Source organism: Bittarella sp. HCP28S3_D9 (assembly GCF_052065655.1).
GTDB classification, from domain to species: Bacteria; Bacillota; Clostridia; order Oscillospirales; family Ruminococcaceae; genus Bittarella; species Bittarella massiliensis.
Genome location: NZ_JBQHTP010000020.1, coordinates 43628 through 57339, shown reverse-complemented (window position 1 = coordinate 57339; position 13712 = coordinate 43628). Strand labels below are relative to the sequence as shown.

The following is a 13712-nucleotide window of genomic DNA, read 5'->3' as shown; positions in this document are numbered from 1 at the left end:
TGTTTGGGGGGTGCCTTTGTATGGGCAGCCGCCTTTTTGCGCCCGCTGGCAGGGGGCCATCTGCTTGGCAGCCGGTGTGTTTTTTGCCCTCCTCCCTTTTTTTCGCAGTCCCGGAGGAGGAAGCGGCAGTCGTCCTGGCGCACTGGTCTGCCGGTGCAGTGGGAAAAGTAGCGCTCTTGGCCCGGGAAAGAAAGTGCCGGTCCTATCGCCACGCCAATCCGCCGATGTAGTGGAAAAGCCGCCCTCTTGCCCTAGAGGAGGAGCCGGAAGCTTTCCCGCTGCGTCAGCCCACCAGTGAAGTAGGAAAAGCCGACCTCTTGGCCCGGAGGGGGTGGCAGTCCTCCCGCTGCGCCGGTTCGCCGGAGCAAAAGAAAAAGCCGACCTCTTGACTCAGAAGGGACAACATTCGCCCTGCCGTGCCGGTTCGCCACTGCAGTGGGAAAAGCTGCCCTCTTGTCCCAGAGGAGGAAGCGCTAGCCCTCCTATCGTATCAGTTCGCCGATGCGGTGAGAAAAGTCGTGCTCTTGCCCTAGAGAAGGGGACGATAGTCCTCCCATCTTGCCGATTTGTCGGTGCAGCGGGGAAAGCCTCGCTCTTGCCCTAAAGGAGGGAACAGCAACCCTATCGCTGCGTCAGCCTGCCAGTGAGATAGGAAAAGCTTACCTCTTGTCCTGGGGGAGACGTCGGCCCTCCCGCCGTGCCGGTCTGCCGGTGCAGTGGAAAATGCAGCGCTCTTGACCGGGAGGAGGGGATGCCGGCCCTCTCGCCGCGTCAGCCCGCCAGTGAAGTAGAAAGAGGCTACCTTTTGGCCCGGAGGAGGTGTTCGCCGGAGCAAAAGGGAAAGCCTCCCGCTAGACTCAGAGGGGACAATATTTATCCCGTCACGCCAGTTCGATGGTGTAGAAGGAAAAGCCGATCTCTTGTCCCAGAGGAGGAAGCGCTAGCCCTCCCGTCGTATCAGTTCGCCGATGCAGTGAGAAAAGTCGTGCTCTTGCCCCAGAGGAGGGAACACCAACCCTCTCGCCGCGCCAACCTGCCAGTGAAGTAGAAAGAGCTTACCTCTTGCCCTGGGAGGACGCCAGCCCTCCCGCCGTGCCGGTCTGCTGATTCAGTAAAAAATGCCGTGTTCTTGACCGGGAGGAGGAAGGGCTAGCCCTCCCATCGCGCCAACCCGCCGGCGCGAAAGAAAAAGTTGTCCTCCCTTTCGCCGCCCATTTTTTACCCAAATCTCACCGCCCCGTCACTGTTTTTTCACAAAAGCTGGGTATCCTATCAGCACAGTGAGGTGACGCGATGGATTGCTATTACGAGATCGACAGCTATGTGACGAGAGAGGGGCTGCAGGCCATGGGCGCGGCGCTGGCCCCCGGGCGCGGGGTACAGCGCGTCACCCGCGCCGCCCTGTTTGCTACCGCCCTCCTCTTTTTTGCCGCCGCCCTCGCCCCGGCCCTCTCCTCGGTGTGGGGCGGGCTCCTCCTGCAGGCTGCCTTCTTCCTGCTGGGGCTTACCGTGTTGGCCCTTGCCCTCTTCTGGGAGGGGCTGCTGCCCCGGCTCTACTGCCGGAAAAACAGCCCTCTGCTGGGCCGCCAGCACCTGATGCTGGGGCGGCGGCAGCTGATCTGTGCTGCCGGCGGGCGGGAATGGCGCCTTGTATACGCCGAGGTGGTGCGTGCCCGAGAGCAGGGCGGCGTCATCTACTTGAGCGACGGGGCGCGGCACCTGGCGGTGGACCGCCGCGGTCTGCCCCTGGAACAGGCGCAGGAGATCGCGGCGCTGCTGCACCGAAAGCTGCCCGGCGGGGTCTGGGGATAGCCCCCCTTTTGCCCGCCGGCAGAAAAAATAGATGGCGCGGGGGACCGGCTGTGCAATGAGCCGGCCCCCCCGCGCCCCTTTTGTGCGCGCCCCGAGGCGGGTGCATAAGTGGGCAAAAAGGGCGCAGAATCACCAAAGACGGCTGTCGGCCCTTGACAGTCCGCCCTGTTTTGAGATACTCTAATAAAGTTGGGAAGTGCGCCCGCCGCCCCCTGATCCAGAGGGGTCCGCCGGGCGCCGCTCCCGTTATCCGACGCCGCACCGACAGAGAAAAAGGATGTAGAGCAGATATGACAGCGAAAGCCAAGCAGTACGGCAACGAAAGCATCACCGCCCTGAAGGGGGCTGACCGGGTCCGCAAGCGCCCCGGTGTTATTTTTGGTTCAGACGGGCTGGAGGGCTGCGAGCACTCGGTCTTTGAGATCCTCTCCAACTCCATCGACGAGGCCCGCGCGGGCTTTGGCGATAAAATCGTGGTCACCAAGTACCGGGACAACTCCATCGAGGTGGAGGACTTTGGCCGGGGCATCCCGGTGGACTACAACACCCGGGAGAAAAAGTACAACTGGGAACTGGTGTTCTGCGAGCTCTACGCCGGCGGCAAGTACGGCCAGGGCGGGGACAACTACGAGTACTCCCTGGGCCTCAACGGCCTGGGGCTCTGCGCCACCCAGTACGCCAGCGAGTACATGGACGTGGAGATCTACCAGGGCGGTTTCCGCTACGAGATGCACTTTCAAAAGGGCGAGCCGGTGGGGGAGCTGCAAAAGGAGCCCACCACCCGCAAAAAGACCGGCACCCGCATCCGCTGGCGGCCCGACCTGGACGTCTTCACCGCCATCGACATCCCGCTGGAGTACTACCAGGAGACCATCAAGCGCCAGGCGGTGGTCAACCCGGGGGTCCTCTTTCTGCTGCGGGCAGAGGGGGACGGCGGCTTTGAGGAGTTCACCTACCGGTACGAAAACGGCATCAAGGACTATGTGCAGGAGCTGGCGGGGGAGGACACCCTCACCGCCGTCCAGTACTGGCAGACCGAGACGGCCGGCCGGGACCGGGCCGACAAGCAGGACTACAAGGTCAAACTGTCGGTGGCCTGCTGCTTCTCCAACCGGCGGCAGGTGGTGGAGTACTACCACAACTCCAGCTTCCTGGAGCACGGCGGCTCCCCCGAGCGGGCGGTGAAGACGGCCTTTGTCTACCAGATCGACGCCTACTTGAAGCAAAACGCCAAGTACCTCAAGGGGGAGAGCAAGATCACCTACCAGGATGTGGCCGACGCGCTGGTGCTGGTCTCCTCCTCCTTCTCGACCCAGACCTCCTATGAAAACCAGACCAAAAAGTCCATCACCAACGCCTTTATCGCCCAGGCCATGACCGACTTTCTCAAGCGCTCGCTGGAGGTCTACTTCATCGAGAAGCCGGAGGAGGCGGGGAAGATCGCCGACCAGGTGCTCATCAACAAGCGCAGCCGGGAGAAGGCGGAGAACACCCGCAAAAACCTGAAAAAGACCCTCACCGCCACCATCGACATGGCCAACCGGGTGCAGAAGTTCGTGGACTGCCGCACCAAAGACGTCTCCCGGCGGGAGGTCTACATCGTGGAGGGCGATTCGGCCCTGGGGGCCTGCAAGCTCTCGCGGGACGCCGAGTTTCAGGCCATCATCCCGGTGCGGGGGAAGATCCTCAACTGCCTCAAGGCCGAGTACGACAAGATTTTCAAGAGCGAGATCATCACCGACCTGATCAAGGTGCTGGGCTGCGGGGTCGAGGTCAAGAGCAAGGCCAACAAGGACCTCCTGAGCTTCAACCTGGACCAGCTCAAGTGGAACAAGGTCATCATCTGCACCGATGCCGACGTGGACGGCTTTCAGATCCGCACCCTGATCCTCACCATGCTCTACCGGCTGACCCCCACCCTCATCCGGGAGGGGTACGTCTTTATCGCCGAGTCCCCCCTCTATGAGATCACCACCAAGGACAAGGTCTACTTTGCCTACAACGAGAGCGAAAAGGCCGACATGCTGCGGGAGATCGGCAGCCAGAAATACACCATCCAGCGCTCCAAGGGGCTGGGCGAAAACGACCCGGACATGATGTGGATGACCACCATGAACCCCGAGAGCCGGCGGCTGATCAAGGTCACCCCCGACTCGGTGGAGGAGACCGCCGCCATGTTCGACATCCTGCTGGGGGACAACCTGGCCGGCCGCAAGGAGTTTATCGCCGAGCGCGGACAGGACTACCTGGACATGCTGGACGTGTCCTGATCCAGACGCGCCCCAGGAAAACGCTTTTGAGAGGGAAATGATATGGCACCCAAAAAGAAAAAAGAGGCCCCGCGGCAGAAGCGGGCCATCCCCAACGCCGAGATCGCCGGGGCGGGGATCGTGGTGGAACAGCCCATCACCAACACCCTGCAGGAAAACTACATGCCCTACGCCATGAGCGTCATCGTCTCCCGGGCCATCCCCGAAATCGACGGCTTCAAGCCCGCCCACCGCAAGATCCTCTACACCATGTACAAGATGGGGCTGCTCAAGGGCGGGCGCAGCAAGTCGGCCCGCATCGTGGGCGAGACCATGAAACTCAACCCCCACGGGGACGCCGCCATCTACGAGACCATGGTCCGCCTCTCCAAGGGCAACCAGACCCTGCTGCACCCCTACGTGGACTCCAAGGGCAACTTCGGCAAGGCCTATTCCCGGGACATGGCCTACGCCGCCTCCCGGTACACCGAGGCCAAGCTGGACCCCATCGCCGAGGAGCTCTTTCGCGACATCGACAAGGACACGGTGGACTTTGTCGACAACTACGACAACACCATGAAGGAGCCCACCCTGCTGCCGGCCACCTTCCCCACCATCTTGGTCAACGCCAACCTGGGTATCGCCGTGGGGATGGCCAGCGCCATCTGCTCCTTCAACCTGCGGGAGGTCTGCGAGGCCACCATCGGCATCCTCAAGGACCCGGACTGCGACATCAGCGAGACCATCAAGGCCCCCGACTTCCCGGTGGGGGGCATCTACCTCTACGACGAGGCAGAGCTTCGCAAGGTCATCGACACCGGGCGGGGCAGCTTTAAAATTCGCGCCAAGTACCGCTATGACGAGAGGGAAAACTGCCTGGAGATCACCGAGATCCCCCCCACCACCACGGTGGAGGCCATCATCGACAAGATCATCGACCTCTCCAAACAGGGCAAGCTGCGGGAGGTCAACGACATCCGCGACGAGACCGACCTGGGCGGGCTCAAGATCGCCATCGACCTAAAGCGCCGGGTGGAGCCGGACAAGCTGATGGCCAAACTCTACCGGATGACCCCCCTGCAGGACAACTTCTCCTGCAACTTCAACGTCCTCATCGCCGGGTCGCCCCGGGTGATGGGGGTGCGGGAGCTGCTGCAGGAGTGGACGGCCTTTCGCCGGGAGTGCGTCCGCCGCCGTGTCTATTTCGATTTGGAGAAGAAAAAGGCCCGACTGCACCTGCTGCTGGGGCTCGAAAAGATCCTGCTGGACATCGACAAGGCCATCCGCATCGTGCGGGAGACCAGGGAGGAGCAGGAGGTCGTCCCCAACCTGATGATCGGCTTTGGCATCGATAAGATCCAGGCCGACTACGTGGCCGAAATCAAGCTGCGCCACCTCAACCGGGAGTACATCCTCGCCCGCACCGGCGAGATCGAGACCCTGAAGGCGGAGATCGCCGAGATGGAGGAGATCCTCGGCAGCCAGAAGAAGCTGGACAAAATCATCATCGGCGAGCTCAAAGAGGTGATGGCCAAGTACGGCCAGGACCGCCGCACCGAAATCAGCTATGTGGACGAGCACGTCTACGAGCCGGAGGAGGAGCAGGTGCAGAGCTACGAGGTGCGGCTGTTCTTCACCGCCGAGGGCTACTTCAAGAAGATCACCCCCCAGTCCTGGCGGATGAGTCAGGTGCACAAGCTCAAGGAGGGGGACTTCATCGCCCAGGAGATGGACGCCAACAACGACTGCGAGCTGCTCTTCTTCACCGACCGCCAGCAGGTCTACAAGGCCCGCTGTGCCGACTTTGCCGACACCAAGGCCAGCCTCATCGGCGACTTCATCCCCGCCAAGCTGGAGATGGAGCCGGGGGAGAAGTGCCTCTACATGGTGGCCACCAAGACCTTTGAGGGGTACATGCTCTTCTTCTTTGAAAACGGCAAGGTGGCCAAGGTGGGCCTCTCGGCCTACCAGACCAAGACCAACCGCAAAAAGCTGGTGGGCGCGTACAGCGACAAGTCCCCCCTGGTGGCCATCGACTACGCCCCCGAGGACAAGGAGTACCTGCTGCGCACCTCACTGGACCGGATGCTCATCGTCAATTCGGCCCTCATCGCCCCCAAGCAGACCAAGAACACCCAGGGGGTGGCGGGCATCAAGCTGACCAAAAAGGCGGTGCTGCAGAGCGTGCGCCCCCTGCGGGAGGCCGAGCTGGCCGACGAGCACCGCTACCGCACCAAGACCATCCCCTCTATGGGGTCCAAAATCGCCGCGGAGGACCTGGCCAGCCAGCTGACCCTGGGCTGATGGGCCGACGGCGAAAAACGCTTTCAAAATGCAGTGGGCGCCCTGCGGCGCGGCGAGAGGCCGTGCCGGGGGCGCCCCTTTTTTGTGCGGCTGGGGAGGATCTGCCTCTGCCTTTCCACCCGCCTGGGGTGTGGACAACGGCCCTTTTGTGGGGTAGGATAGAGGGGAAGGCGGGCCGCCCGGCCCGCAGAGACAGAGAGAAGGGGATCGGGTGAAGCGCTGCATTGCCGCCGCCGGGATAGCACCGAACTAAAACACCGCTTACAAGGAGGTTTTTCAGTTATGTCTATTCCGGCCAAAACCATCTACCCGCGCACCGGGGACCGCCAGACGGTCTATCTGGACGCGGTCACCGAGGGGCCCCGCATTCAGGTGGGGGCCTACACCATGTACAACGATTTTGTCAACGACCCGGTGGACTTTGCCAAAAACAACGTGCTCTACCACTACCCCGTCAACGGCGACAGGCTGATCATCGGCAGCTTCTGTTCGATTGCCTGTGGGGCCAAGTTCCTCTTCACCAGCGCCAATCACACCCAGCGCTCCCTCTCGACCTACCCCTTCCCCCTCTTTTACGAGGAGTGGGGGCTGCCGGTGGCCGAAGTCGCCACCGCCTGGGACAACCGGGGGGACATCGTCGTCGGAAACGACGTCTGGATCGGCTACGAGGCCGTCGTCCTCTCGGGCGTCCACATCGGCGACGGGGCCATCGTCGGGGCGCGGGCGGTGGTGACCAGGGACGTGCCGCCCTACACCGTGGTGGGGGGCGTGCCGGCAAAGCCCATCAAGCGCCGCTTTGATGAGGAGACGGTGCAGCGGCTGCTGGCGGCCCGCTGGTGGGACCTGCCGCGCCCGGCCATCGAGGCGCTGCTGCCCGCCATCCGCAGTGGCGATGTCGAGGCCCTCTGCCGGGCGGGGGAGGGGCGTCCCCTGTACTGATTGCCCGCCCCATTGCCCTGAGACGGGGTGACAGGGGAGAGATAAAAAGAGAGGGCGGGTCGCCGGCGCAGAGCTGGCAGCCCGCCCTCTTCTCTTTTTCCCTAGGCGGAGGGGGCGTTTTGGGCCTTGTACTGTTCGCCCCAGTCCCACATGGCGTCGAGGATGGGGCGGAGGCTGTACCCGGTCTCGGTGAGGGTGTACTCCACCCGGGGCGGCACCTCGGGGTAGACCTTGCGGCTCACCAGGCCGCTGGCCTCCATGGCCCGCAGCTGGGCGGTGAGCACCTTCTGCGAGACGCTGCCGATGGAGCGCTTGAGCTCGCCAAAGCGCTTGGTGCCCGAGAGCAGGTCCCGCAAAATCAGCACCTTCCACTTGTCGCCGATGAGGGTGAGGGTGGTCTCCACCGGGCAGGCGGGCAGCTGTTTTTCCATCTCGACTCCTCCTTTTCCCGTGTGCGGAGGGAAGGGAGTTCCCCACAAACCGCACGGTTACACAATGGTTTCTATTTGGTAACTACACCACTTTGCAGTGCGTACTTTACGAAAAGCACCTGTGGGACTAGTATAAAGTCGTGGGAGGAAAAAGTCAACTCCTCCCCTAAGCGACACAGGAGGTGCCTTATGATGAGCGAAGTGGTCACATTTTTGCAGGAGAACCCGGTACAGTATCTGGCGACCGTGGGGCGGGACGGCAAGCCCAAATGCCGGCCGTTCATGTTCTGCTTTGAGAGAGAGGGCAAACTCTGGTTTTGCACCAACAACACCAAAGAGGTCTACAAGGACCTGCAGGAAAACCCCTATGTGGAGGTCTCCACCTCCAGCCCCGCCTACGCCTGGATCCGCCTGAGCGGCAAGGCCGTCTTTGCCGACGACCGGGCGGTGAAGGAGGGGTGCATGGAAAACCCCATTGTCAAGGGCCAGTACCAGAGCGCCGACAACCCGATCTTCGTGGTCTTCTATCTGGAGGGGGCCAAGGCGGTCCTCGCCGACTTTTCCGGCAACCCGCCCCGGGAGTACACGCTTTAGAGGGGAGAGAACGCGGTGAACGCACAGCAGTGTCTGACCTACCTGGTGGAGGGGATCCACTCCACCGTGGCGGCCACGGTGGATGAGCAGGGACTGCCCCACACCTGCGCCATCGACATGATGCTCGCCGACGAGGGGGGCCTCTACTTTCTCACCGCCCGGGGCAAGGCCTTTTACCGGCGGCTGATGGCCCGGCGCTACCTGGCCCTCAGCGGGATGAAGGGAGAGGACACCCTCTCCACCGTGGCCGTCTCGGTGCGGGGCTGGGTGAAGCCCATCGGCCAGCAGCGGCTGGAGGAGATCTTCGAGAAAAACCCCTACATGCGGGAGATCTACCCCACCGAGGCCAGCCGCCGGGCGCTGGAGGTGTTCTGCCTCTACCGGGGGGAGGGGGAGTATTTCGACCTCTCCCAGCTGCCGCCCTTTCGCCAGACCTTCTCCTTTGGCGGGGAGAGAGCCCGGGCGTCGGCCTATCAAATCGACCCGGCCCGCTGCATCGGCTGCCAGGCCTGCCGGGAGGTCTGCCCCACCGGCTGCATCAGCGGGGAGAGCCCCCGCGCCATCGACCCGGCCCACTGCATCCACTGCGGCAACTGCGCGGACGCCTGCCCGGTGGGGGCGGTGGAACGACCCAGTTGAGCGGCAAGCGCAAGTCCCCCCGACAGGGCAAAACCGGCCGGGGGGCATTGCCATCTCAAAACGGAGGACCCGAAACCGGCGCACAGCGACCAGAAGAGGAGGAGAAGCGATGAATCAGGACGAGCGCAGAGTCTATCTGCTGCGAACCCTTTTGGCGGAGCGGCAGGAGGAGAGGGGGACGATCCCCCCCTCGCCGGAGGAACAGTGGCGGCTGCTGCGCAGCCTTTTCAACGTCCGCCCGCCCCGGCCGGTCAGCGAGGCATTTTTGCAGGTGCAGGACGCCTACTTGCAGGAGGAGACCGCCCGCAAGGGGATCGTCGACTGGGCGGACCTCCCCCCGGTGGAGGAGGGCATCGCCCTCTGGCGGGGGGACATCACCGCCCTGCGCATCGACGGCATCGTCAACGCCGCCAACAGCCAGCTGCTGGGCTGCTTCTGCCCCTGCCACGGCTGCATCGACAACGCCATCCACACCTACGCCGGGGTGCAGCTGCGCCTGGCCTGTGCCGAGCTGATGGCCCGCCAGGGGGAGGAGGAGCCGGTGGGCCGGGCCAAAATTACCCCCGGTTTCAACCTGCCCTGTCGATACGTCCTCCACACAGTGGGCCCCTACGTGGCCGGCCCCCTGACCGAGGGGCACCGCCGTCAACTGGCCGACTGCTACCGCGCCTGCCTGGCGCTGGCGGAGGAGCGGGGGCTGCACTCCCTGGCCTTTTGCTGTATCTCCACCGGGGAATTTCACTTCCCCGCCGAGGCGGCGGCCGAGATCGCCGTCGAAACCGTTCGGGCCCACCGGGCCCTGTCAAAGCGACCACTGGAGGTGGTGTTCAATGTCTTTACAGAGAGGGACCTCACCCTCTACCGGCGGCTGCTGGGCAGAGGTTGAGCGGCTGCGGCAGGCCCTGGCGGCGGCCGACGCGGTGGTGGTGGGGGCCGGGGCCGGGCTCTCCACCTCGGCCGGGATGACCTACACGGGGGAGCGGTTCGAGAAGAACTTTGCCGACTTCAAGGCCCGCTACGGCATTGGGGACATGTACTCCGGCGGCTTCTACCCCTACGGCAGTTTGGAGGAGTACTGGGCCTGGTGGAGCCGCCAAATCCTCCTCAACCGCTATGACCAGCCGCCGGGCGAGCCCTATCTCGACTTGTTGCGGCTGTTGGCGGGAAGGGACTACTTTGTCCTCACCACCAACGTGGACCACCAGTTTCAGCTGGCGGGCTTTGACAAGAGGCGGCTTTTCTACACCCAGGGGGACTACGGTCTCTGGCAGTGTTCCCGCCCCTGCCATGACCGCACCTACGACAACGAGGAGACGGTGCGGCAGATGGTCCAGCGCCAAAAAGGCCAGCGAGTCCCCAGTGAGCTGGTGCCGCGCTGCCCGGTCTGCGGCGCGCCCATGGCTATGAACCTGCGCTGCGACGGCCGCTTCGTGGAGGACGAGGGCTGGCATGAGGCGGCCCTGCGCTACCAGGCCTTTTTGAAGGGCCACCGGGGCCGGCGCCTCCTCTTTTTGGAGCTGGGGGTGGGGGGCAACACCCCGGTCATCATCAAGTACCCCTTCTGGCAGATGAGCGCCGAAAATCCCAGGGCCACCTACTGCTGCATCAACCTGGGGGAGGCCTCCGCCCCGCGGGAGCTGGCGGGGCGGGCCATCTGCATCGACGCCGACATCGGTCAAGCCCTGGCGGCCCTCGAGTAAAAAGGGGGAGCCCAAAAAGAGAGAGTGCCCGGCACGCAAACTGCGCGCCGGGCACTTCTTTTGACCTATATCAACGACTTACTCCCCAAAGAGCTGGCGGTGCAGCCCCTTTTTCTCCAGCAGCAGGGCCAGGGGGATGCCCAGCAGGTAAACTATGGTGACCTCGCCCACCGCCACCCAGAGGGCGTTGGTGAAGAAGACCGGCAGGGTGAACGCCTCGCCGGGCACCAGCCAGATGGTCAGCTCGACGCCCACCACCACCGCGTTCCACAGAACCGGCATCAGCGCGGGGAGGAGGGGGAGCCGCCGCACCCGCACCTGGCGCAGGGCGCGGGTGCAGAGGGCGGCCCCCAGGGTGGCCAGGGTGCCAAAGACGATGTCCACCACCCCCATGGGGCTGCCCAGGTTGCCCACAATGCAGCCCACCGCCAGGCCGGGCACGGCGGCGGGGGTGAAGAGGGGCAGGATGCACAGCGCCTCGGACAGGCGAAACTGCACCATGCCGTAAGCGAGCCCCAGGGCGTTGGAGAGGTAGGTGAGCGCTACATAGAGGGCGGCGATCATGCCGGCCTGCACCAGGTAGCGCGTCGGGTTCCTTCGTTTCATCATTTCATCCATCCTTTAGTTTTATTTTGGGTCAGGAAGGTCTCGAACTGACCGCGCCGCCGGAGAAGGACCCGGCAGACGCAACTCCTAGAATAGCGCATTTTTCGGCAGAAAACAAGCCTCTTTCCGCCGCCGAAAAGAGGCTTGTGAGGGGCGCTGAAAGGGGGGGAAATCAGCGGGTGAAATAGGCCCTGGCCACCTCCAGGGTGCGCTCGATGTCCTCGCTCTGGTGGGCGTTGGAGAGGAAGATGGCCTCGAACTGGGCGGGGGCGAAGTAGCAGCCGTTTTGCAGCATGTGGCGGAAGTAGGCGCCGTAGGCGTCGGTGTCGGCGCGGCGGGCGCTGGCGGCGTCCACCACCGGACCGGGGGTGAAGAAGAGGCAGCCCAGGGAGCCTACGCTGTTGACGGTGCAGGGCGCGCCCCTCTCCCCGATGATCTCCCGCAGCCCGTCAAAGAGCTCGGTGGCGCGGGCGGCGGCCCGGGCATAGACCTCCGGGTGGCCCTTGAGGATGCGCAGCTGGGCCAATCCGGCGGCCATGGCCACCGGGTTGCCGCTGAGAGTGCCCGCCTGGTAGACCGGCCCCACCGGGGCGATCTGCTCCATCACGTCCCGGCGGCCGCCGTAGGCCCCCACCGGCATCCCCGCGCCGATGATCTTGCCGAAGGTGGTCAGGTCGGGCTGCACCCCGTAAAAGCCCTGGGCCCCGTCGAGCCCCAGGCGAAAGCCGGTGATCACCTCGTCGAAGATGAGGAGGGCCCCCTCTTTTTTGGTGATCTCCCGCAGCCCCTGCAAAAAGCCGGGGGCGGGGGGGACCAGCCCCATGTTGGCGGCCACCGGTTCCACGATGACGGCGGCGATCTGCCCGGGGTTGTCGGCAAAGAGGGCGCGCACGCTGCCCAGGTCGTTGTAGGTGGCGGTGAGGGTGTCCTCCGCCGTGCCCGCGGGCACCCCGGCGCTGCTGGGCACCCCCGCGGTCATGACGCCGGAACCGGCCTTGACCAGCATGGCGTCGCAGTGGCCGTGGTAGCAGCCGTCAAACTTGACGATCTTGGGGCGGCCGGTGTAGCCGCGGGCGGCCCGCAGGGCGCTCATCACCGCCTCGGTGCCGGAGTTGACCATCCGCACCATCTCGATGGAGGGGACCAGCTCGCAGATGAGCTCAGCCATCTCCACCTCCTTTTCGGTGGCCGCGCCAAAAGAGAGGCCGCTCCCCGCCGCCGAGATCACCGCCTCGCGGATGGCGGGGAAGTTGTGGCCCAGGATCATCGGCCCCCAGGAGCCGATGTAGTCGATGTAGCGGTTGCCCTCCACATCCCAGATGAACTGCTTGTCCGCCTTGCGGATAAAGCGGGGGGTGCTGCCCACCGCGGCAAAGGCCCGCACCGGGCTGTTGACCCCGCCGGGGATGTGCTGCGCCGCCCGGGTAAAGAGCTCTTCTGAACGGCCCATCAGCCGATCCTCCCTTCGTCCATCCACCCGGCCAGCTCCTTGGCGTAGTAGGTGATGAGGATGTCCGCCCCGGCCCGGTAGACCGAGAGGGCGGCCTCGCAGGCCACCGCCGCCTCGTCGATGAGGCCGGCCGCCGCCGCGGCTTTGATCATGGCGTACTCCCCGCTGACGCTGTAGGCCGCGCAGGGGAGGGGGAAGGCCTGGGACACGTCGCGGATGACGTCCAGGTAGGAGAGGGCGGGCTTGACCATCAGCAGGTCGGCCCCCTCCTCCACGTCCAGGGCAGCCTCCTTTATGGCCTCCCGCCGGTTGTGGGGGTCCATCTGGTAGCCGCGGCGGTCGCCGAAGGCGGGGGCGCTGTCCGCCGCCTCCCGGAAGGGGCCGTAAAAGGCCGAGGCGTATTTCACCGCGTAGGAGAGGATGGGCACGTCGCTGCGGCCGGCCCCGTCCAGCGCCCGGCGGATGGCCCCCACCCGCCCGTCCATCATATCGGAGGGGGCCACCATGTCCGCCCCCGCCTCCACGTGGGAGAGGGCGGTCCTGGAGAGCACCTCCAGGGTCTTGTCGTTGTCCACCGTCTCCCCGTCGAGGATGCCGCAGTGCCCGTGGGAGGTGTACTCGCAGAGGCAGACGTCGGTGATGAGGTAGAGTTCGGGGAAGGCCGCCCTGGCCTGGCGCAGCGCCCGCTGCACCACCCCGTTTTCGTCCCAGGCGCCGCTGCCGCAGGCGTCCTTCTCGGCCGGCAGCCCGAAGAGGAGGACGGCGGGCACCCCGGCCTTCACCACCTCTTCGAGCCCCTGGCAGAGGGTGTCAGGGCTGTATCGCAGCTGGCCGTAGAGGGAGGGGATCTCCTCCACCACGCCGCTGCCCTCCCGCACAAACACGGGGTAGATCAGGGAGGACTTGTCCACCCTGGTCTCCCGCACCATCCCTCGCAGAGCGGGGTTCCCCCGCAGGCGGCGGGGGCGCTTGGTCATATCCATATCGG

12 protein-coding genes are annotated in these 13712 nt (G+C 64.7%); 8 read left to right on the top strand and 4 right to left on the bottom strand.

Annotation, left to right across the window (positions count from 1 at the left end; translation table 11 throughout):
- Window positions 1–1293: 1293 nt before the first annotated feature.
- From ACTNAU_RS10640 to ACTNAU_RS10625, 4 genes are all read left to right on the top strand, one after another.
- Window positions 1294–1812: a hypothetical protein gene (locus ACTNAU_RS10640; RefSeq protein WP_441098401.1), complete on the top strand. Its 519-nt coding sequence runs from the start codon at window positions 1294–1296 to the stop codon at window positions 1810–1812.
- A 290-nt stretch (window positions 1813–2102) separates the two neighbouring features.
- A complete protein-coding gene (locus ACTNAU_RS10635; protein ID WP_216402267.1) occupies window positions 2103–4082 on the top strand; it encodes a DNA gyrase/topoisomerase IV subunit B in 1980 nt (659 codons plus the stop codon).
- Window positions 4083–4124: 42 nt separating this feature from the next.
- Complete coding sequence (locus tag ACTNAU_RS10630) at window positions 4125–6365, top strand: DNA gyrase subunit A (protein WP_441098400.1); 2241 nt, start codon at window positions 4125–4127, stop codon at window positions 6363–6365.
- A 282-nt stretch (window positions 6366–6647) separates the two neighbouring features.
- Window positions 6648–7304 (top strand): CatB-related O-acetyltransferase, encoded by a 657-nt coding sequence (locus ACTNAU_RS10625; protein ID WP_441098399.1) that lies wholly within the window; start codon window positions 6648–6650, stop codon window positions 7302–7304.
- Window positions 7305–7405: 101 nt separating this feature from the next.
- Here the strand turns inward: ACTNAU_RS10625 and ACTNAU_RS10620 are convergent, their stop codons facing one another.
- The gene (locus tag ACTNAU_RS10620) at window positions 7406–7735 is read right to left on the bottom strand and encodes a winged helix-turn-helix transcriptional regulator (protein WP_216402264.1); all 330 of its coding nucleotides are present in this window, start codon (window positions 7733–7735) and stop codon (window positions 7406–7408) included.
- Between the two features lie 192 nt (window positions 7736–7927).
- Between ACTNAU_RS10620 and ACTNAU_RS10615 the strand changes: the two genes are divergently transcribed.
- The 4 genes from ACTNAU_RS10615 (at window position 7928) to ACTNAU_RS10600 (ending at window position 10668) form a co-directional block, all read left to right on the top strand.
- A complete protein-coding gene (locus tag ACTNAU_RS10615; protein ID WP_441098404.1) occupies window positions 7928–8329 on the top strand; it encodes a pyridoxamine 5'-phosphate oxidase family protein in 402 nt (133 codons plus the stop codon).
- A gap of 15 nt (window positions 8330–8344) precedes the next feature.
- Window positions 8345–8968: a 4Fe-4S binding protein gene (locus ACTNAU_RS10610; RefSeq protein WP_216402263.1), complete on the top strand. Its 624-nt coding sequence runs from the start codon at window positions 8345–8347 to the stop codon at window positions 8966–8968.
- A gap of 109 nt (window positions 8969–9077) precedes the next feature.
- A complete protein-coding gene (locus ACTNAU_RS10605; protein ID WP_441098398.1) occupies window positions 9078–9854 on the top strand; it encodes a protein-ADP-ribose hydrolase in 777 nt (258 codons plus the stop codon).
- On the top strand, window positions 9799–10668 hold the full coding sequence (locus tag ACTNAU_RS10600; RefSeq protein WP_441098397.1) for an SIR2 family NAD-dependent protein deacylase: 870 nt from the start codon (window positions 9799–9801) through the stop codon (window positions 10666–10668). The genes ACTNAU_RS10605 and ACTNAU_RS10600 overlap by 56 nt, the downstream gene beginning before the upstream one ends.
- Before the next feature lie 78 nt (window positions 10669–10746).
- On the opposite strand, the gene ACTNAU_RS10595 is transcribed toward ACTNAU_RS10600, so the two are convergent.
- The 3 genes from ACTNAU_RS10595 to hemB form a co-directional block, all read right to left on the bottom strand.
- Window positions 10747–11274, bottom strand: coding sequence for a QueT transporter family protein (locus ACTNAU_RS10595; protein ID WP_243164493.1), 528 nt, complete (start codon window positions 11272–11274; stop codon window positions 10747–10749).
- Window positions 11275–11446: 172 nt separating this feature from the next.
- Window positions 11447–12724 carry a glutamate-1-semialdehyde 2,1-aminomutase gene (gene hemL / locus ACTNAU_RS10590; protein WP_441098396.1) on the bottom strand — a complete coding sequence of 426 codons (1278 nt, stop codon included), beginning with the start codon at window positions 12722–12724 and terminating at the stop codon, window positions 11447–11449.
- The gene (gene hemB / locus ACTNAU_RS10585; RefSeq protein ID WP_441098395.1) at window positions 12724–13707 is read right to left on the bottom strand and encodes a porphobilinogen synthase; all 984 of its coding nucleotides are present in this window, start codon (window positions 13705–13707) and stop codon (window positions 12724–12726) included. Before hemB ends, hemL begins: the two co-directional genes overlap by 1 nt.
- Window positions 13708–13712: the final 5 nt, after the last annotated feature.